Origin of the sequence: Streptomyces sp. NPDC013457 (assembly GCF_043089925.1) — a bacterium.
Classification (GTDB): Bacteria; Actinomycetota; Actinomycetes; order Streptomycetales; family Streptomycetaceae; genus Streptomyces.
Genome location: NZ_JBICBL010000008.1, coordinates 423,789 through 441,596 on the forward strand (window position 1 = coordinate 423,789; position 17,808 = coordinate 441,596).

17 protein-coding genes and 1 pseudogene are annotated in these 17,808 nt (G+C 72.9%); 6 read left to right on the forward strand and 12 right to left on the reverse strand.

The features are described 5' to 3' along the window. The first annotated feature begins 6 nt into the window (after window positions 1-6). Window positions 7-3,615: a cobaltochelatase subunit CobN gene (gene cobN, locus ACF1G2_RS23770; RefSeq protein ID WP_391800158.1), complete on the forward strand. Its 3,609-nt coding sequence runs from the start codon at window positions 7-9 to the stop codon at window positions 3,613-3,615. Between the two features lie 98 nt (window positions 3,616-3,713). Here the strand turns inward: cobN and abc-f are convergent, their stop codons facing one another. The 4 genes from abc-f to ACF1G2_RS23790 form a co-directional block, all read right to left on the reverse strand. After that, entirely contained in the window at window positions 3,714-5,294 is a 1,581-nt protein-coding gene (gene abc-f, locus ACF1G2_RS23775; RefSeq protein WP_391800159.1) for a ribosomal protection-like ABC-F family protein, read from the reverse strand. A 167-nt stretch (window positions 5,295-5,461) separates the two neighbouring features. Beyond that, the gene (locus tag ACF1G2_RS23780; protein WP_391800160.1) at window positions 5,462-6,415 is read right to left on the reverse strand and encodes a nucleoside hydrolase; all 954 of its coding nucleotides are present in this window, start codon (window positions 6,413-6,415) and stop codon (window positions 5,462-5,464) included. 141 nt (window positions 6,416-6,556) lie between these two features. Then, window positions 6,557-7,522, reverse strand: coding sequence for a D-2-hydroxyacid dehydrogenase family protein (locus ACF1G2_RS23785; protein WP_391800161.1), 966 nt, complete (start codon window positions 7,520-7,522; stop codon window positions 6,557-6,559). A gap of 119 nt (window positions 7,523-7,641) precedes the next feature. Beyond that, entirely contained in the window at window positions 7,642-8,385 is a 744-nt protein-coding gene (locus ACF1G2_RS23790; protein WP_391800162.1) for a PP2C family protein-serine/threonine phosphatase, read from the reverse strand. A 176-nt stretch (window positions 8,386-8,561) separates the two neighbouring features. On the opposite strand from ACF1G2_RS23790, the gene ACF1G2_RS23795 reads away from it, so the two are divergent. Next, window positions 8,562-8,861: a hypothetical protein gene (locus ACF1G2_RS23795; RefSeq protein ID WP_391800163.1), complete on the forward strand. Its 300-nt coding sequence runs from the start codon at window positions 8,562-8,564 to the stop codon at window positions 8,859-8,861. Window positions 8,862-8,906: 45 nt separating this feature from the next. On the opposite strand, the gene ACF1G2_RS23800 is transcribed toward ACF1G2_RS23795, so the two are convergent. The 4 genes from ACF1G2_RS23800 to ACF1G2_RS23815 form a co-directional block, all read right to left on the reverse strand. Then, entirely contained in the window at window positions 8,907-9,362 is a 456-nt protein-coding gene (locus tag ACF1G2_RS23800; protein ID WP_391800164.1) for an iron chaperone, read from the reverse strand. A 103-nt stretch (window positions 9,363-9,465) separates the two neighbouring features. Then, window positions 9,466-10,089, reverse strand: a complete 624-nt coding sequence (locus ACF1G2_RS23805) for a glyoxalase (RefSeq protein ID WP_391800165.1) — start codon at window positions 10,087-10,089, stop codon at window positions 9,466-9,468. After that, window positions 10,086-10,535: a helix-turn-helix domain-containing protein gene (locus tag ACF1G2_RS23810; RefSeq protein WP_391800166.1), complete on the reverse strand. Its 450-nt coding sequence runs from the start codon at window positions 10,533-10,535 to the stop codon at window positions 10,086-10,088. Before ACF1G2_RS23810 ends, ACF1G2_RS23805 begins: the two co-directional genes overlap by 4 nt. Window positions 10,536-10,562: 27 nt before the next feature. Further along, on the reverse strand, window positions 10,563-10,973 hold the full coding sequence (locus ACF1G2_RS23815) for a VOC family protein (protein WP_391800167.1): 411 nt from the start codon (window positions 10,971-10,973) through the stop codon (window positions 10,563-10,565). A 143-nt stretch (window positions 10,974-11,116) separates the two neighbouring features. On the opposite strand from ACF1G2_RS23815, the gene ACF1G2_RS23820 reads away from it, so the two are divergent. Beyond that, window positions 11,117-11,596, forward strand: a complete 480-nt coding sequence (locus tag ACF1G2_RS23820) for an SAM-dependent methyltransferase (RefSeq protein ID WP_391800168.1) — start codon at window positions 11,117-11,119, stop codon at window positions 11,594-11,596. 269 nt (window positions 11,597-11,865) lie between these two features. Here ACF1G2_RS23820 and ACF1G2_RS23825 read toward each other — a convergent pair whose 3' ends face one another. Beyond that, window positions 11,866-12,507, reverse strand: coding sequence for a TetR/AcrR family transcriptional regulator (locus ACF1G2_RS23825; RefSeq protein WP_391800169.1), 642 nt, complete (start codon window positions 12,505-12,507; stop codon window positions 11,866-11,868). A gap of 207 nt (window positions 12,508-12,714) precedes the next feature. Here ACF1G2_RS23825 and ACF1G2_RS23830 point away from each other — a divergent pair, with 207 nt between their 5' ends. Next, on the forward strand, window positions 12,715-13,932 hold the full coding sequence (locus ACF1G2_RS23830; protein WP_391800170.1) for an NAD(P)/FAD-dependent oxidoreductase: 1,218 nt from the start codon (window positions 12,715-12,717) through the stop codon (window positions 13,930-13,932). 41 nt (window positions 13,933-13,973) lie between these two features. Next, complete coding sequence (locus ACF1G2_RS23835; protein ID WP_391800171.1) at window positions 13,974-14,870, forward strand: RNA polymerase sigma-70 factor; 897 nt, start codon at window positions 13,974-13,976, stop codon at window positions 14,868-14,870. Between the two features lie 69 nt (window positions 14,871-14,939). Here ACF1G2_RS23835 and ACF1G2_RS23840 read toward each other — a convergent pair whose 3' ends face one another. From ACF1G2_RS23840 to ACF1G2_RS23850, 3 genes and pseudogenes are all read right to left on the reverse strand, one after another. Beyond that, window positions 14,940-15,299, reverse strand: a complete 360-nt coding sequence (locus ACF1G2_RS23840; protein ID WP_391800172.1) for a hypothetical protein — start codon at window positions 15,297-15,299, stop codon at window positions 14,940-14,942. An 88-nt stretch (window positions 15,300-15,387) separates the two neighbouring features. Next, window positions 15,388-16,416: a helix-turn-helix domain-containing protein gene (locus ACF1G2_RS23845; RefSeq protein ID WP_391800173.1), complete on the reverse strand. Its 1,029-nt coding sequence runs from the start codon at window positions 16,414-16,416 to the stop codon at window positions 15,388-15,390. Between the two features lie 134 nt (window positions 16,417-16,550). Next, window positions 16,551-16,640 (reverse strand): annotated as a pseudogene (locus tag ACF1G2_RS23850) (arsenite S-adenosylmethyltransferase); the annotation flags it as partial. 293 nt (window positions 16,641-16,933) lie between these two features. Here ACF1G2_RS23850 and ACF1G2_RS23855 point away from each other — a divergent pair. Further along, on the forward strand, window positions 16,934-17,335 hold the full coding sequence (locus tag ACF1G2_RS23855) for a hypothetical protein (protein WP_391800174.1): 402 nt from the start codon (window positions 16,934-16,936) through the stop codon (window positions 17,333-17,335). Window positions 17,336-17,808 lie beyond the last annotated feature (473 nt).

A 17,808-nucleotide genomic window follows, 5' to 3' on the forward strand; every position in this document is an offset into this window, starting at 1 on the left:
GCACGCATGCGAATTCTGTTGCTGTCGCACTCCGACACCGACCTGCTCAGCGCCCGCGCGGCCGGCGGCCCCGTCGCGTACCGGTTCGCCAACCCCTCCCGCCTCGCCCTGGACGACCTGCCCGGGCTCCTGGACGGCGCCGACCTCGTTCTCGTACGCCTCCTCGGCGGTCTGCGCGCCTGGGAGGACGGCCTGGACGCCCTGCGGGCGACGGAGAAGCCGCTGGTCGTGCTCTCCGGGGAACAGGCTCCCGACGCCCAGCTGATGGAGGCCTCCACCGTCCCCGTGGGCGTCGCCACCGAGGCCCACGCCTACCTCGCGCACGGCGGTCCGGCCAACCTGGAGCAGCTGGCCCGGTTCCTCTCCGACACCGTGCTGCTCACCGGTCACGGCTTCGACGCCCCCGCCGCCGCGCCCACCTGGGGCCCGCTGGAGCGGGAGGCGCGCGCCACCGACGGCCCGACCGTCGCCGTGCTCTACTACCGCGCCCACCACATGAGCGGGAACACCGCCTTCGTCGACGCGCTCTGCGCGGCGGTCGAGGACGCGGGCGCCCGGGCCCTGCCGCTGTACGTCGCCTCCCTGCGCGCCCCCGAGCCGGAGCTGCTCGACACCCTTCGTACGGCCGACGCGATCGTCACCACCGTCCTCGCTGCCGGCGGCACCAAGCCCGCCGAGGCGCAGGCGGGCGGGGACGAGGACGCCTGGGACGCGGGCGCGCTCGCCGCCCTCGACGTGCCGATCCTGCAGGCGCTCTGCCTCACCGGCTCGCGCGCCGCCTGGGAGGAGAACGACGAGGGCCTCTCCCCGCTGGACGCCGCGAGCCAGGTCGCCGTGCCCGAGTTCGACGGCCGGCTCATCACCGTCCCGTTCTCCTTCAAGGAGATCGACGAGGACGGACTTCCGGCGTACGTCGCCGACACCGAGCGCGCCGCTCGCGTCGCCGGGATCGCGGTGCGCCACGCCCGCCTGCGGCACATCCCGAACGCCGAGAAGAGGATCGCGCTGGTCCTCTCCGCGTACCCGACCAAGCACTCCCGGATCGGCAACGCGGTCGGCCTCGACACCCCCGCCTCCGCCGTCGCGCTCCTGCGGCGCCTGCGTGCGGAGGGGTACGACTTCGGCCCGGTCGAGGAGATCCCCGGGCTGGTCTCCGGGGACGGCGACGAGCTGATCTACGCCCTGATCGAGGCGGGCGGCCACGACCAGGACTGGCTGACCGAGGAGCAGCTGGCGAAGAACCCCGTCCGCATCCCGGCCGCCGACTACCGCCGCTGGTACGCGACCCTCCCGGCCGAGCTGCGCGAGGCCGTCGAGGAGCACTGGGGCCCGGCGCCCGGGGAGATGTTCCTCGACCGGTCCCGGAACCCCGAGGGCGACATCGTCCTCGCCGCCCTGCGGCGCGGGAACCTCCTCGTCCTCATCCAGCCGCCGCGCGGCTTCGGCGAGAACCCGATCGCGATCTACCACGACCCCGATCTCCCGCCGTCCCACCACTACCTGGCCGCCTACCGCTGGATCGCGGCGCGCACCGAGGACGGCGGCTTCGGGGCGGACGCGATGGTCCACCTCGGCAAGCACGGCAACCTGGAGTGGCTGCCCGGCAAGAACGCGGGCCTGTCCGCCGCCTGCGGCCCGGACGCGGCGCTCGGCGACATCCCGCTGGTCTACCCGTTCCTGGTCAACGACCCGGGCGAGGGTACGCAGGCCAAGCGCCGCGTGCACGCGACGCTGGTCGACCACCTGGTGCCGCCGATGGCCCGCGCCGACTCGTACGGCGACATCGCGCGCCTGGAGCAGCTGCTCGACGAGTACGCGCAGATCTCCTCCATGGACCCGTCCAAGCTGCCCGCCATCCGCGCGCAGATCTGGACGCTGATCCAGGCGGCCAAGCTCGACCACGACCTGGGCCTGGAGGCCCGCCCGGAGGACGACGGCTTCGACGACTTCCTGCTGCACGTCGACGGCTGGCTGTGCGAGGTCAAGGACGCCCAGATCAGGGACGGTCTGCATGTGCTCGGCGGGGCACCGGCCGGTCCCGAGCGCGTGAACCTGGTGCTCTCGATCCTGCGCGCCCGGCAGATCTGGGGCGGTACGCAGGCGCTGCCGGGTCTCCGTGAGGCCCTGGGCCTCGACGAGTCGGCCGCGACCCGTACCACCGCCGACGAGGCGGAGGCGACGGCGCGCGAGCTGGTCGAGGCGATGGAGGCGGCGGACTGGTCCGTGGAGGCGGTCCCGGCGGTCGCCGCCGCGTACGGTCCCGACGTCCAGGCCGTCCTCCGCTTCGCCTGCGAGCAGGTCGTGCCGCGGCTCGCCGCCACGACCGACGAACTCGCCCACGCCGTGCACGCGTTGAACGGCGGCTTCGTCCCGGCGGGGCCCTCCGGCTCGCCGCTGCGCGGCCTGGTCAACGTGCTGCCGACCGGCCGGAACTTCTACTCCGTCGACCCCAAGGCCGTCCCCTCCCGCCTCGCGTGGGAGACCGGCCAGGCGCTCGCCGACTCGCTCCTGGAGCGCTACCGCTCCGACAACGGGGAGTGGCCGACCTCCGTCGGCCTCTCCCTGTGGGGCACGAGCGCGATGCGCACGGCGGGCGACGACGTGGCCGAGGCCCTCGCCCTGCTGGGCGTCCGCCCCACGTGGGACGACGCCTCGCGCCGGGTGAACGGCCTGGAGCCGGTGCCGCTCGCCGAGCTGGGCCGCCCGCGCATCGACGTCACGCTGCGCATCTCGGGCTTCTTCCGGGACGCCTTCCCGCACGTCATCGGGCTCCTCGACGACGCCGTACGGCTGGCCGCCTCGCTCGACGAGCCGGCCGGGGAGAACTTCGTACGGGCGCACGCGCAGGCCGACCTGGCCGAGCACGGCGACGAGCGGCGCGCGACGACCCGGATCTTCGGCTCGCGGCCGGGCACCTACGGTGCGGGCATCCTCCAGCTGATCGACTCGCGCGACTGGCGCACGGACGCGGACCTCGCCGAGGTGTACACGGTGTGGGGCGGATACGCGTACGGCCGCGGTCTGGAGGGCCGTCCGGCCCGCTCGGAGATGGAGACGGCCTACAAGCGGATCGCGGTGGCCGCGAAGAACACGGACACGCGTGAGCACGACATCGCCGACTCGGACGACTACTTCCAGTACCACGGCGGCATGGTGGCGACCGTCCGCGCGCTGACGGGCACGGCCCCCGAGGCGTACATCGGCGACTCCACCCGCCCGGAGACGGTCCGCACCCGGACCCTGGTCGAGGAGACCTCGCGGGTCTTCCGCGCCCGGGTGGTCAATCCGAAGTGGATCGAGGCGATGCGCCGCCACGGTTACAAGGGCGCGTTCGAGCTGGCGGCGACGGTCGACTACCTCTTCGGCTACGACGCGACGACGGGCGTGGTCGCCGACTGGATGTACGACAAGCTGACCGAGACGTACGTCCTGGACCCGGAGAACCAGGCCTTCCTGAAGGAAGCCAACCCCTGGGCCCTGCACGGCATCGCGGAACGCCTCCTGGAGGCCGAGTCGCGCGGCATGTGGGAGAAGCCGGACCCGCAGACCCTGGCCGCCCTGCGCCAGGTCTTCCTGGACACGGAGGGCGACCTGGAGGACGGCGCCGAGGGCTGAGGCCCCTGCGCCGGAGGCGAGGGCCGAGGCCTTCACCGGGGCCGGGCGGCCCCGGCGCCGGGGGCGGGCCCCGGCGCCGGGCCTCGAGGGCCGACGGTCTACACCCGGGCCGCCTGCGCCGGGGTCAGTTCGAGGCGCCGGCCGGGGAAGGACCGCCGGATGCGGCGGTCGTGGGTGACCACGACCAGCGTGCCCGGGTAGGTGGCGAGCGCGGCCTCCAGTTCCTCCACGAGGCCGGGGGCCAGGTGGTTGGTCGGTTCGTCGAGGAGGAGCAGGTCCGTCGGGCGGCTGACCAGACGGGCCAGCTCCAGCTTGCGGCGCTGGCCCGTCGACAACTCCCGTACGGGCGTGTTCAGATCGGCCGCCCCGAAGAGCCCGAGCCGGAGCAGCTCCTCCTCCCGGGCCGGCCCGAAGGCCGCCGCGACCGTGCGCGGGTCGTCCGGTGGGGCGCCGTCCTGGCGGAGCATGCCGACCCGCGGCGGGGCCGTCACCGTCCCGCCGTCCGGGGCGAGTTCGCCGGCGAGGACCTTGAGCAGCGTGGTCTTGCCCGCGCCGTTCGGGCCGGTGACCAGGAGGCGTTCGCCGGGGGCCAGATGCAGGGAGTCCAGGCGCAGCCTGCCCTCCACCCGTACGTCCGTCAGCGCGACCGCGCCGGGGTCGCCCTCGATGTCCGCCGTGAACCGCAGCGGCTCCGGCGGCGGCGGCACCGGGTTCTGGTCCAGCCGGTGGAGCCTCTCCCGGGCGGCCCGGATCCTGCTCATCGCGCCGTGCGCCCGTGACCGGGCCCGGAACGCGCCCGCCCCGCTGAACGCCGCCGGAGCCTTGCGCGGGATGGCGGAGAAGCGGCCGATGTTCGCGTCGGCGAGCGTCGAGTGGCGGGCGGTCTCGGCCCGCCACTCCTCGTACTCCCGCTCCCACCGCGCCCGTTCGGCCGCCCGTCCGGCCAGATAGCCGGCGTAGCCGTTGCCGTAACGGCGTACCGTCCGCAGCTCGTGATCGACCTCCAGGACGGCGGTGGTGACCCCGTCGAGGAAGGCCCGGTCGTGGGTGACGGCGACGACCGTCCCGCGGTGGGTGCGCAGACGCTCCTCCAGCCAGGCCACGGCCTCGTCGTCGAGGTCGTTGGTCGGCTCGTCGAGCAGCAGCAGTTCGGGGTCGGAGGCGAGGGTCGCGGCGAGCGCGAGGCGTGAGCGCCGTCCGCCCGAGAGGGTGCCCAGGGGGCGGTCGCGGTCGAGAGGTTCGCGTTCGCCGAGCCGGCGGAGTGTCGTCTCCACCCTCCGGTCGGCGTCCCGTCCGCCGCGCGCCTCGTACGCGGCGAGCAGCGCGGCGTAGCCGTCGAGGTCGCCGGTGCGCGAGAGCGCCGCCTCGGCCTCCCGGATCGAGCGTTCCAGCTTCCGTACGTCGGCGAGCGCGAGGTCGATCGCGTCGCCGACGGTCGCCGTCCCCGCGAGGTCCAGGGTCTGGGCGAGGTGGCCGAGACCGCCGGGGGAGTCGACGGCGACGGTGCCGTTGTCGGGCGCCTCCAGGCCGGCGAGGAGCCGGAGGAGGGTGGACTTCCCGGAGCCGTTGTCGCCGACGACGCCCACGCGCTCGCCGGGCCGCACGGTGAGGGAGACGCGGTCGAGGACGAGCCGGTCGTCGTAGCGCTTGGTGACGTCGGTGAGTTGGACTCGGAACAAGTGGGGATCCTTCGCGTCGGGGACGGGGGAGCCGGACGGTGTCGACGGCTGACGCCTGTCGGTCGAGGACTCGCGGTGGACGACTTTGGGATTCCGATACGAGACGTCTCGTCTCGCGTGTTCGACGATAAGGGATCGCGCGCCAGCTTGCAAGACGTTCCGTCTCGTCAGTCCCGGGTGGGTTCGCCCAGCACCCGCACGGCCTCCACGATCAGATCCCAGAAGCCCGCGACGTCGACCTCCATACCCACCTCCGCGTTGGCCGGGCGGCCCGTCACCCCGAGCAGGTCCACCACCGTCGCGCCCCGCGTGTACGTGCCCGTCAGCTCGACCGACACCGCCGCCCGCACCAGGCTGATCAGGGACGGGTCGATCAGATGCGCCACGGTCAGCGGATCGTGCAGCGGCGGCGAGTCGAAGCCGAACACCTCGCGGTACGTACCGGCGAAGTAGGTCAGCAGCTCGACGCAGAGCCTGGACAGCGGCGTGCCGAGCGCCGCGATCCGGGAGACGACGTCGGCGGTCGCGCGTGCCTGGTGGGTGGCGTTGAGCCCGAACATCGTGATCGGCAGCCCGCTGGAGAAGACGATGTCCGCCGCCTCAGGGTCGCAGAGGACGTTGAACTCGGCGGCCGGGGTGGTGTTCCCGCGCCCCGTCGAGCCGCCCATCAGCACGATCCGCTCGATGCGCGGGGTCAGCTCCGGGTGGGCGAGCAGAAAGGTGGCGATGTTGGTCAGCGGCCCGGTCGGCACGAGCGTGACGGGTGCGGGATGCGCGAGCAGGGTGTCCCGGATCAGTGTGCGCGCGTCGCGCGGATCCTGCGGGACGTCCGGTTCGCCGTCGCCGAAGCCGGGGCCGTCGAGCCCCGAGCCGCCGTGGATGTTCTCCGCGACGAGCGGCGGCCCGTGCAGCGGGCGGTCCCGCCCGGCCGCGATCGGCACCCCGCGGATCCCGGCGACGGCGCAGACCCGGCGGGCGTTGAGGGTGGTCTTCTCGACCGTCTGATTGCCCGCCACGGTGGTCACGGCCAGCAGGTCGACGGCCGGATGAGCGGCGGCCAGCAGGATGTTGAACGCGTCGTCGTGACCGGGATCGCAGTCGAGGATCACGGGTACGGGCATACGTCCACCGTCCCATACGGCCGCCCCGCCGTCACGACTACGTGCCGCCGCCGACGTGTGCCGCCCGCACTACCGCTCTCTCCCGGGCGTCACCGCTCCTCCGCGCTACCGCTCTCTCCCGGGCGTCACCGCTCCTCCGCGCTAACGCTCCCCCAGCGTCCGTACGGGAGCGCCCGCCAGGTACGCCTCGATGTCCTCCACCGCCTGCCCGAAGTAGCGGTCGTAGTTGCCGCGCGTCACGTACCCCAGGTGCGGCAGCGCCAGGACGTTCGGCAGGGTGCGCAGGGGGTCGTCGGCCGCGAGCGGTTCGGTGGCGAAGACGTCGAGGCCGGCGCCCGCGATCCAGCCCTCGCGCAGCGCCCGGAGCAGCGCCTCGCCGTCGACCAGGCCCGCCCGCGAGGTGTTGACCAGGTACGCAGACGGGCGCATCGCCCGCAGTTCGGGCTCCCCGATCAGCCCGCGGGTCCGCTCGGAGAGCACCATGTGCAGCGACACCACGTCCGCGCGCTCCATCAGCGCCCGCCGGTCCGGCACGTAGGCGACCCCGTGCTCCGCCGCCCGTTGTGCCGTCAGGTTCGGGCTCCAGGCGACGACCTCCATGCCGAAGGCGAGCCCGACCCGGGCGACCCGGCCGCCGATCTTGCCGAGGCCGACGAGCCCGAGCGTCCGCCCGGACAGGTCCGCGCCGACCGTCGACTGCCAGGGCCCGCCCTCGCGCAGCGCCTGTGCCTCGGTCCGGACCTGCCGGGCCAGCCCCAGGATGAGCGCCCAGGTCAGCTCGGCGGGCGGTTCGGAGCTGCTGGCCGTACCGCAGACGGTGATCCCGAGGGCTGCCGCCGCCGTCAGGTCGATGGAGGCGTTGCGCATCCCGGAGGTGACCACGAGCCGCAGCCGGGGCAGCCGGCCGAGCAGCTCGGCGTCCAGCGGCGTCCGCTCGCGCATGACGACGAGGATCTCGCAGTCCCCGACCGCCGCGACCAGCGCGTCCCGGCCGGTCAGGTGCTCGCGAAGGACGCGTACGTCGACGCGGTCGGCGAGCCGGCTCCAGTCGGCGGAGGAGAGGGCGACGCCCTGGTAGTCGTCGAGTACGGCACAGCGCGGCTTCATGGCCCCATGATCGCGCGGCCGGCCGACCGTACGACAGGGGCCCGGCCCCGCCCCGCGCTGCTGCGGCACCCGGGTGACGGTCCGCGAACGGCCCCGCTCGGACCGGCGGGAGTTCGTGATCACTCGCCGATCCGGACGAGGGCGATGGTGATGTTGTCCGGCCCGCCGGCGTCGATGGCGGCCTTCCACAGCTCGAAGGCCGCCTTGCCGTCGTCGTGGACGCGCAGCAGCTCCTCGATCTCGTCCTCGGGCACCGGGTCGGTGAGCCCGTCGCTGCACACGAGATAGCGGTCGCCCGGCGAGAGCGGGAAGGCGGCGACGTGCGGGGCGACGGGGTTGTACGTCAGGCTGCCGCCGAGGGTCTGGGTGACGGCCGACGTGGTGCGGTGCCCGGGTGCGGGCGGCGGGCTGTCGTCCACGCTGACCTGGCGCAGACCGTCCCTGTCCGCGTGGAAGACCTTGCTGTCGCCGACGTTGAACGACAGCAGCGACCCTTCCAGGACGAGCGTGCCCGCGACGGTGGTCCCCATGGTGGCCAGCTCGGGACGGCCCTCGGCGGCCGCGTACACGGAACGGTTGCACAGGGTCAGCGCCTCGCCGACCGTCTCCGGGCCGTCGAGCGCGGGTCCGAGACCCGCGAGCCGGCGGACGACCAGGGCACTGGCCACCTCACCGGCCGGCTGGCCGCCGAGCCCGTCGGCGACGGCGACGAGAAGCGGCCGGTCCGGCGGGAAGACCAGGGTCTGGGGTGTGTCGGTCACCGTCCCGCACAGGGTCCACGGCCCGACGACGAGGCTGTCCTCGTTGTGCTCGCGCACCAGCCCGGCGTGGCTGAGGGCGGTCACGGCGATGTACGACGCCACGGCATCCGCCTCCTCATGCCTCGTACCCCCATTCTCCCGCGATCCCACGACGTGTCCTGTGCGGGGGCGGCCCGTGTCCCGTGCGGACGACCCGGCATGCGGCGCGCGCCCCGCCGACGCAGGCTGGTCCTGAGCCGCCCGCCCGCAGGGGAAGGCCGAGGAAAGGACGTCCGTCGATGTTCGCGAGGCTGAGCACCTACCAGGGGTCGCCGGTACCGCCGGAGGGCGACCTGGCCGCCAAGTCGGAGGTGATCGTCAAACAGGTGGAGAACCTGCCGGGGTTCCGGGGCGCGTTCTACCTCGTGGACCGGGTGACGGGGAAGGCGAGGTCGCTGACCCTGTGGGAGGACGAGGCGGCGATGCTGGAGAGCGAGGAGCCGGCGGCGCGGGTACGGGACGAGTCGTCCCAGCGGGAGGGCCAGCGGGTGGTCTCGGTGGACCACTTCGAGGTGGCCTTCGTCCGCCTGGCGCCCTGACGGGACGGGCGCCGACGGGAGTCCCGTAGCCGTGGCGGGCCTGCCTCAGCTCGCCGCGCGCTTGACCAGCGCCTCGATGAACGCCTCGTCGTCGGCGGTGAGCCGCGTCAGGGCGAAGGCGGTGGGCCACATGGTGCCCTCGTCGAGGTTGGCGGCGTCGTTGAACCCGAGGGTGGCGTAGCGCGCCTTGAACTTCGCCGCGCTCTGGAAGAAGCAGACGACCTTGCCGTCCTTGGCGTAGGCAGGCATCCCGTACCAGGTCTTCGGCGTGAGTTCCGGCGCGGCGGCCTTCACGACGGCGTGGATCCGCTCGGCGAGGACGCGGTCCGCCTCCGGCATCTCGGCGATCTTCGCGAGCACCTCGCTCTCGCCGTCCGCCTTGGCCGCGCGCGGGCTGCGGCGGGCGGCCTTCTTCAGCTCCTGGGCGCGTTCCTTCATCGCGCCCCGCTCATCCTCCGTGAAACCGTCGTACGACGTGGCGGCCGAGTCGGTGCTCTTCATGGCAGGTCCTCTCGCGGTGCTGGGGCGGGTCGGGGCGGGTCGGTTCTCCGTGCCGGTCGCGCTGGTTCGTACTCGTCGTACTCGTCGGATCGGGTGCTGCGGGTCAGATCCGGCTGGTGGCCGGGGCGGGCTCCCAGGCGAACCCGTCGGGGTCGGTGAGGGCCTCGGTTCCGCCGCCGAGGACGAGCCGGTGCGAGCCGGTGCCGTCGACGGGGACGCCGACGTCCTTGGCGAGGGCGCGACGGCCGTACAGGGCGAGCTTGACGGGGCCGGACCCCGCGGCGAACTCGACGTACTTGCGGCCGAAGCTCTTCGTCACGGTGAGGCCGTGCTCGACGTAGAACTGCCTGCTCGCGGTCACGTCCGCGGCGCCGAGCAGGAGCACGATCTGGTCGATCCGGCCGGTGGCGGGGCCCTTGTCCTTCTTCTCCGACGTGGCGATCTTCCAGATCGTGCCGTCGGGCGCCCGGACGACACCGCCGTAGCCCCAGAAGGACTTCGAGACGGGCTTCAGCGCCGTGGCGCCGGCGTCGAGGGCGGCGTCGACGAAGGCCGTGACGTCGGCCGGCCGGGAGACCGTGAGCGACAGCGAGAAGCCGCGGAAGCCGGTGGTCGGGGCGTCCGAGGCCCGCAGACGGACCTGGTCGCCCAGACCGAAGGCGGTGTAGAAGCGCTCGGCGGCCGTGGTGTCGGCCACCTCCAGGGTGACGGTGTCGATGGAGTTCATGACTGCCACGCTAGTGACGGCAGGGCCGCCGACGCTTCTCGAATCCTGACCGGTCCGGCGGACCGCTCCAACGCGTCCGCCGCCCGGCGCCGGTAGTCGTCGGGCTCCATGCCGACCCGCTCGGCGAAGTGCGCGCCGAAGACGCCGGACGAGGAGCAGCCGACCCGGGCGCGTACCTCGGCGACGCCGAGATCACCCCCGCGCAGGAGCGCCGTCGCGTGCTCGACGCGCCGGGCCATCAGATACGAGTAGGGCGACCGGCCGTACGCCTGGCGGAACAGGCGGCCGAGGTGCCCGGGAGACATGCCGGCGTCACGGGCGAGCGCGTCGACGTCCAGGGGCCGCGCGTACTCCCGGTCGATCCGGTCGCGGACACGGCGCAGCCGTGCGAGGTCCTTCAGGTGCTGCGCCGCGACGCGTGCCCGCCTCCACGCGGGATGGCACATGGGTGGAACTCCCTTCAGCCGGACGGCTCAGCGGACTTCCTGGATGCGGACGAGGTTGCCCGCGGGGTCACGGAACGCGCAGTCCCGCACGCCGTACGGCTGCTGGGTGGGCTCCTGCACGACGTCGACGTCCCCGGCCTGCACCTTCTCGAAGGTGCCGTCGAGGTCCGGGGTGGCCAGCAGGATCCACCCGTACGTGCCCTTGGCCATCATCTCGGTGATGGTGCGCCGCTCGTCCTCGGTGATCCCGGGGTCGGCGGCGGGCGGCGCGAGCAGGATGGAGGTCCCGGGCTGTCCGACGGGCCCGACGGTGATCCAGCGCATCCTGCCCTGTCCGACGTCGCTGCGGACCTCGAAGCCCAGCACGTCCCGGTAGAAGGCCACGGCGGCGTCGGGGTCGTCGTGCGGGAGGACGGTGGTGTGAATGGTGATGTCCATGCCCACCACGCTAGTTGGGCCGGTGGCCCGCCGCTTCTCGATTCCTGACGGCCGTCAGAGGGACGCCCTCCTGGTGGCAGAACGCCGTCGACCGCTGAGTACCGTGAACGCCGATCACTCCCTTCCCGCGAACGGAGCACCACATGTCGGAGCGCACACCCACCGCCGAGGTCGTCTCGGACCCGATCGGCCGAGTGGTCGGCGGGCGGGCGGAGGTCCGTGACGACGCATGGGGGGAGGTCTCCGCGGTGATCCGGCTGGACGAGCGCTTCGGTCCGGACGCGCTCGCGGGCCTGGACTCCTTCTCGCACGTGGAGGTCGTCTACCACTTCGACCGGGTGCCGGCGGAGAAGGTGGAGACCGGGGCCCGGCACCCGCGCGGCAACACCGACTGGCCGCTGGTCGGCATCTTCGCCCAGCGCGGCAAGAACCGACCCAACCGGCTCGGCGTCTCCCGCTGCCGCCTGCTGTGCGTCGACGGACGCGACGTCCACGTGCAGGGCCTCGACGCCGTCGACGGCACCCCGGTCCTCGACATCAAGCCGTACCTGTCCGAGTTCGGCCCCCGCGGTGCCGTGACGCAGCCGGACTGGGCCACCGAGATCATGCGCGAGTACTACTGAGCGCCGGGGAGCCACTCGATCCCGGGGTTCCGGGATTCCCGCCCGCGGTGTGACGGTCAGCGGACGACCGTGATGCCGAATCTGCCGCCGAACCGACACTCCACCCGCTACCGCGCCGTCCTGACCCGCCTCCGAGCCGCTGCCCAGCGCACCGCACGCCGCGAACCGACGCGGACAGAGCGCCCTTCTCCGCCGCCCCGGGTGCCGGCGGGGCCCGCCCAGCGCGCTCGTCGGGCGTCGCGGGACAGCCGGGAGCTTCGCAACACCCCTTAGGGCGCGCCCGCTTCGTGTTCTCTGATCGCCGCCTCCACCAGGGCGCGTGCCGCCCAGGTGATGGCCTCCTCCTCGGCCTGCGGGCCGAGGCCACGGACATCACGCAGAGCGATCTGCGCCTCCCAGCCGACCACGATGGTCAGGGCCGAGATCAGCCGCTGGTACGACTCCGGGCTCAGGGTGTCGCGGAGCGGCTCGCAGGCCTGCTCCAGCCATTGGATCCGGCGGGGGCCGCGGCGCGGGGCGGGCGGATCCGGAGTCTCGCCCTCCGGCAGGTCGACGGTCAGGCGGATCAGCCGGCGGCCGAGGGGCAGTGACTGTGGTGAGTACGTCAACAGCGTCCTTATGAGGGCGTCCACCCGGGCAGCGGCGTCGCCGGCGATCGCGGGATCGGCGAGCGCCTGCTCGACCGGGGGCTCGTTGAGCGCGCCGGCGGTCGCGTCGATCAGCAGGTGGTCGAGGCTCGGAAAGTACGTATAGACCGTGCGGCGTGACACGTCGGCGGCGGCCGCGATCTCGTCGACGGACGGCGTCGCTCCGCCGGCGCTCAGCCGGACCGCCGCGTCGACGATCGCCTTACGGGTACGGCGGCGCTGCGCCTCGCGGCCGCCGCGGCGGGCGGGATCGTCCTGGCTCATCGTGCCCTGTCCTCCCGGGGCGATCGGTTCGGCGGGGTCTTGACGCCCCCTCAGGCCATAAGTATATCTTCGTGCAGTCGCTGCACAGCAGTGCAACGACAGCACTGGCGTGAACTCGAATGTTGTGCGGGTCACATGGCCGTACGTGTCACAGAATCCGGGTCGTCGGTGTCTTGATGTCGAACCCCTTGAAGCGGAGGACACACCATGAGCGAGAACACCGATGTGGTCGTGATCGGCGGCGGGTACGCGGGCGTCATGGCGGCCAACCGCCTGACGCGGCGCGGCGACGTGACGGTCACGCTGATCAACCCGCGCCGGAGCTTCGTCCACCGGATCCGCCTGCACCAGCTGGTGGGAGGGACGGACGGCGCGGTCGTCGACTACCGGGAGGTACTGGGCGAGGGCGTACGGCTGGTGGTCGACACCGTGACCCGGATCGACGCGGCCGGACGCAGCGTGGAGCTGGCGTCGGGCGGCACGGTCGACTACGACTACCTGGTCTACGCGGTGGGCAGCGGCAGCGCCGACCCGAGCGTGCCCGGGGCGGCCGAATTCGCTTACCCCATCGGCACCTTCGAGGAGGCCGGGCGGCTGCGCCCGGTCCTCGACGCGGCGCCCGCGACGGCCGCGGTGACGGTCGTGGGAGCCGGTCCGACCGGTATCGAGACCGCCGCCGAGCTGGCGGAGGCGGGCCGCGCCGTCACCCTGGTCTGCGGCGGGGTGCTCGGCCCGTACCTGCACCCGAGGGGCCGGCGCTCGGTCGCCAGGCGGCTGGCCGGGCTCGGGGTGACCGTCCTCGACGGCCCCGACACGAGAGTGACGGCCGTGACGCGTGACGCGGTCACGCTCAGCGGAGGCCGCGAGCTGCCGAGCGCGGTGACGATCTGGACCGTCGGCTTCGGCGTACCGGACCTGGCCGCGCGCAGCGGTCTGAGCACCGACGCGCTGGGCCGTCTGCGGACGGACGAGACGCTGACCAGCATCGACGACGAGCGCATCATCGCGGCGGGGGACTCGGCGGCGCCTTCGGACCTGCCGCTGCGGATGAGCTGCCAGGCCGCGATGCCGATGGGCGCCCGGGCCGCCGACACGGTGCTCAGCCGGATCGCGGGGGAGCGGCCCGAGACCCTCAACCAGTCGTTCGCCGCGCAGTGCATCAGCCTGGGCCGGGGCGACGGCATCTTCCAGTTCGCCAAGCGGACCGACGTCGCCGTCTGGCTCAAGGTCGACGGCCGCCTGGGCGCGAAGCTCAAGGAGCTCGTGTGCGTGGGCGTGGTCAAGCACCTGGCCGACGAGGCGGGCAAGCCCGGCTCGTACCGTCTGCACCGCGTCGCGGGAGGGGGCACGCGCGAGCGGCAGCTCCGGGCGGCGGCAGCCGCGCGGACCGCCACGCCCGCCCCGGCGCGGCGGGCCGGAGTCTGAGCGAACACCTTTCGACGTAAAGGACCCTGACGAGGATGCACATGGACGAGCAAGCCACCGACCCGGCGACCGAGGCGTTCGTCGCCCACCGGAACCTGCTCTTCACCGTCGCGTACGAGATGCTCGGCTCGGCCGCCGACGCCGAGGACGTCCTCCAGGAGACCTGGCTGCGCTGGGTCAAGGTCGATCTGGAACAGGTGGGCGACGCGCGCGCCTACCTGGTCCGGATCACGACGCGGCAGTCGCTCAACCGGCTCCGCACGCTGCAGCGCCGCAAGGAGGCGTACGTCGGCAACTGGCTTCCGGAGCCGCTGCTCACCGCGCCCGACGTGGCCGAGAACGTCGAGCTCGCCGAGAGCGTGTCGATGGCGATGATGCTCGTCCTGGAGACGCTGGCACCGACCGAGCGCGCCGTCTTCGTCCTGCGCGAGGCCTTCGACCTGGGCTACGACGAGATCGCCGCCGCCGTCGACAGGACCCCGGCGGCGGTCCGCCAGATCGCCCACCGCGCCCGCCGCCACGTCGACGCCCGGCGCCCCCGCCAGGCGGTCTCGCCGAGCGTGGCCCGGACGGCTCTGGAGTCGTTCCGCCAGGCGCTCGAGACGGGCAACCCGCAGGGCCTTCTCGACGTACTCGCCCCGGGGGTCGTCCTGGTCAGCGACGGAGGCGGCATCAAGCAGGCCGCGCTCCGCCCGATCGCCGGCGCGGACAAGGTGACCCGCTTCATGCTGGGCGGCCTCGGCAAGAACAAGCTCCCCATGGAGGTCGCCTTCACGGTGATCAACGGCAGCCCGGCCCTCCTCGTCCACCTGGACGGCGAGCTCGACGGCATCATGGCGATCCACGTCGAGGACAGCCGCATCACGGGCCTCTACTACGTCCGGAACCCCGAGAAGCTCTCCCACGTGGAGTCGGAGACCCCGCTCACCCTCCGCTGAGCCGGCCCCCCCCCGCACGACAGAAGCCCCAGGCCGTTGGACCTGGGGCTTCTGTCGGGGTGGCGGCGGTCAGAGGCTGATGGTGTAGATGTCTTGGTGCTCCTGGTACGCGGGAACCCATCCGTCGACGGCGCCGGTGGTCGGGCCGGTGCAGTTCGCCCTCTCGAAGCCCATGTAGCTGACGGCCCCCTTCCACCAATAGCCCGAGAGCAGGGTGAAGGTGGAGGGCGTCTGGAAGCAGCCGTCGACCCGCTGGCCGTTCTGATTCGTACCGACGACGTAGAGGGAGTAGGTCTTACCTTCCCTGTCGTAGAACTGGAGCATCTGGCCGTTGGAGCCGGCGAAGGACTGACCGGCGGTGCCGAGAATTCCCGCGAACGCCAGTGCCGTTGCTCCGACGGTCGTGGCGATCTTCCTGCGCATGCTCATGCTTTCCCCTGAGGTCTCGGCCCGTGCAGATCGCCGGGCCACCGCCGCCGCGTTCTCGCTGCGGCGGTGTTCCCCGGCAGCGGAGAATCTAGGTCCGCCCGGCGCGCGGTGGTGTGCGTGACGTGCAGACTTTCTGTACACCGCGCGCACCGCGTCCCGCGAGGGCCGAGGACGACCGGTGTTCGGACGGGGTGATCCCGTACGCCTCACGGAAGGCGCGGCTGAACGCGGTCGCGCTGGAGAACCCCCAGCGAGCCGCGATCAGTTGCACGGGCTGACCGCTCAGTTCCCCGCGCGCGAGGTCGGCACGGGCGCGCTCCAGACGCCTGTGCCGGATCTGCGCCGCGACGGTCAGGGGCTGGTCGCGGAAGAGGGTGTGGAGACTCCGCAGGGACATCCCGTGCCGATCGGCCACCACCTGAGGAGTCAGGTCCGGGTCCCCGAGGTTGTTCTCGATGAAACGGTGGATCCGCTGCAGCGTCTCCTGCGCACGGGCCTCGGCAGGAGCCTCGCCGGGGTCACCGAGCTGCCGCGCGAGATGCGCCGTGGCGAGATCGAGGGCCACGGACCCCATCGCGCGCAGCTCCTCCGGGCCACAGTGCGGGCCGTGGGCGAGCAGCGTCTTCAGGAAGCCGGCGAGGACGGCCCCCGACCCGACGTCAGCGGCCAGACTCCGTGCGAGGAGCCGGTCCACCCGGTCGGCGCGCAGCGCCAGGGCGGGCCGGGGAATCTGCAGTACGACCGACTCGACCAGCCCTCCCACACTGGCCCCCTCGCTGGGCCGTGAGGTGTCGGTGAGGACGAGTCCGCCCGCCACCACGGACTCGCTGCCCCGCTGAGAGATCCGGAACGCGCCCTGGGTGACGAGCGCCAGCTGCAGGTGCTCGGGATCACCGCGCCGCACGTGGACCGGGGTGCGGCGCGAACTCACCGGCGAGCACGCCACGGTGGACAGCCGCACCACACCGAGATCCAGATCCGCGATGCGCGCGTGGAAGTCGGCCCTGCTCCGTGTGCTGAGCAGGACGGGCATCACATCGCTGGACACGGCCTGGCAGAACCACTCGAACCTGTCCCCGCGCGCCACGCCGGCATCCGACGCAACCAGCTCTTCCATGCGATCCCCCTGCCGTGACGAGGCGACGAACACGCCGGCCGATCTGTCGGACCCATGATCCCGGATGGCGCACGACCCGCGTTCTCGACGTCTCCCCCACCGCGCTGTTCGGCGCGCTGCGTCCGGGGTGGCGCCTACCCCCGCTTGGTGGCCTTCACGATCGCGGAGTGCATCCCGTCGGCGACCGCGTGGGTCGGGGTGATCGAGACGTCCGTGAATCCGGCGGGACGTGGCCGCGTACGTACCCGCCCAGATCGGCGGCGCGGTCACCGGCTCGCTGCCGGCCAACGCGGTCTTCGGCCGACCGGTGCTGTCCTTCTCCACCCACGACCGCTCCGCTCCCCAACTGTGGCTGGGCGAGGTCGTCGCCACGGCCTGCTCGACGAACTCGGTATCCCGGCCTCCGGTTGACCGCGCGGCGGGAGGGACCTCGTCCGGCGTACCTGGTGGAAGTACTCGGGGTGCGGTGAGTACGTGCGCTCTGCCCTCCTCGGCGGCGAGCCGGAACGCTTGGGCCATGCGACGACGACTCCCGATGCTCGACAACCAGCCGTTGGTGACTCTGCTGCTGGTCCTTACGACACTGGCCGCTTGGGCCGCCTGGCTGGGCTGGGACCAGCACCGCGACGTGCACCCCGATGGCTCCACGACCGGCCCCTACGAGGCCTGGCAGGTGATCGGGCTGGTGCTGACTCTGCTGGCGTCGGTGTCCTGGGCGGCGTCCCGGCGCCACGTCGTCGGTGCGGTGGCCGGCACCACCGCCGGGCTGACGGTCGCCGCCTTCTACGACTGGTCGGACGACGCCAGCGGCCTCTTCATGGTCGGCGTGGTGATGGTCATGATGGGATGCCTCGCCGTGACCACCGCCGTCACCGCCGTGATCGCCGCCGCGACACGCCGCTCCGACCGCCGAGGCTGAGCGGGGCTGGGGGCAGCCGCCGACCAGCCGTCCCTGCCCACCGGTTCGGCCCCGGGGGAAGTCGCGGTCGACATCGACGATCCGCGAGATCCTGCTCCCTGAAAAATCCTGCTCCCTGGAAGACCGCCGAAGCCCCAGGTCGCTGACTTGGGGCTTCGTAGAAGAGCGGATGACGGGAGGCGAACCCGCGCCATAAGCCTGGGAATCACCGCTGCTGGCCGTCCGTATGGCCTCTGACCTGCGGACAAGTCTCTTCGCGGGTCCTGCCGGGAGGCTCTGCTCGTACCCGTGGTGACCGCTGTCACCGCCCTGGAGGGCGCGGATGAGGCACGTGCCGGCTCCCGCCCGGCGGTCCGGTGCGGCTGGACGGGTGTAGTTCGGTACCCGACTCCGGCGCCGTCCGCCGGGAGCGCCGCTCGGCCGGATTACATGGGCCTGCGCCTCGGCGCGGGGCGTGCCGGTGCCCTTCACGG

Coding starts and splice junctions, on each gene's coding strand:
- ACF1G2_RS23805 (WP_391800165.1), bottom strand. CDS start 10,089: ATGAACTCCATCGACACCGTCACCCTGGAGGTGGCCGACACCACGGCC.
- ACF1G2_RS23785 (WP_391800161.1), bottom strand. CDS start 7,522: ATGAAGCCGCGCTGTGCCGTACTCGACGACTACCAGGGCGTCGCCCTC.
- ACF1G2_RS23780 (WP_391800160.1), bottom strand. CDS start 6,415: ATGCCCGTACCCGTGATCCTCGACTGCGATCCCGGTCACGACGACGCG.
- ACF1G2_RS23820 (WP_391800168.1), top strand. CDS start 11,117: ATGTCGGAGCGCACACCCACCGCCGAGGTCGTCTCGGACCCGATCGGC.
- ACF1G2_RS23800 (WP_391800164.1), bottom strand. CDS start 9,362: ATGAAGAGCACCGACTCGGCCGCCACGTCGTACGACGGTTTCACGGAG.
- ACF1G2_RS23825 (WP_391800169.1), bottom strand. CDS start 12,507: ATGAGCCAGGACGATCCCGCCCGCCGCGGCGGCCGCGAGGCGCAGCGC.
- ACF1G2_RS23845 (WP_391800173.1), bottom strand. CDS start 16,416: ATGGAAGAGCTGGTTGCGTCGGATGCCGGCGTGGCGCGCGGGGACAGG.
- ACF1G2_RS23855 (WP_391800174.1), top strand. CDS start 16,934: ATGCGACGACGACTCCCGATGCTCGACAACCAGCCGTTGGTGACTCTG.
- ACF1G2_RS23810 (WP_391800166.1), bottom strand. CDS start 10,535: ATGTGCCATCCCGCGTGGAGGCGGGCACGCGTCGCGGCGCAGCACCTG.
- ACF1G2_RS23835 (WP_391800171.1), top strand. CDS start 13,974: ATGGACGAGCAAGCCACCGACCCGGCGACCGAGGCGTTCGTCGCCCAC.
- ACF1G2_RS23815 (WP_391800167.1), bottom strand. CDS start 10,973: ATGGACATCACCATTCACACCACCGTCCTCCCGCACGACGACCCCGAC.
- ACF1G2_RS23840 (WP_391800172.1), bottom strand. CDS start 15,299: ATGAGCATGCGCAGGAAGATCGCCACGACCGTCGGAGCAACGGCACTG.
- ACF1G2_RS23795 (WP_391800163.1), top strand. CDS start 8,562: ATGTTCGCGAGGCTGAGCACCTACCAGGGGTCGCCGGTACCGCCGGAG.
- ACF1G2_RS23830 (WP_391800170.1), top strand. CDS start 12,715: ATGAGCGAGAACACCGATGTGGTCGTGATCGGCGGCGGGTACGCGGGC.
- cobN (WP_391800158.1), top strand. CDS start 7: ATGCGAATTCTGTTGCTGTCGCACTCCGACACCGACCTGCTCAGCGCC.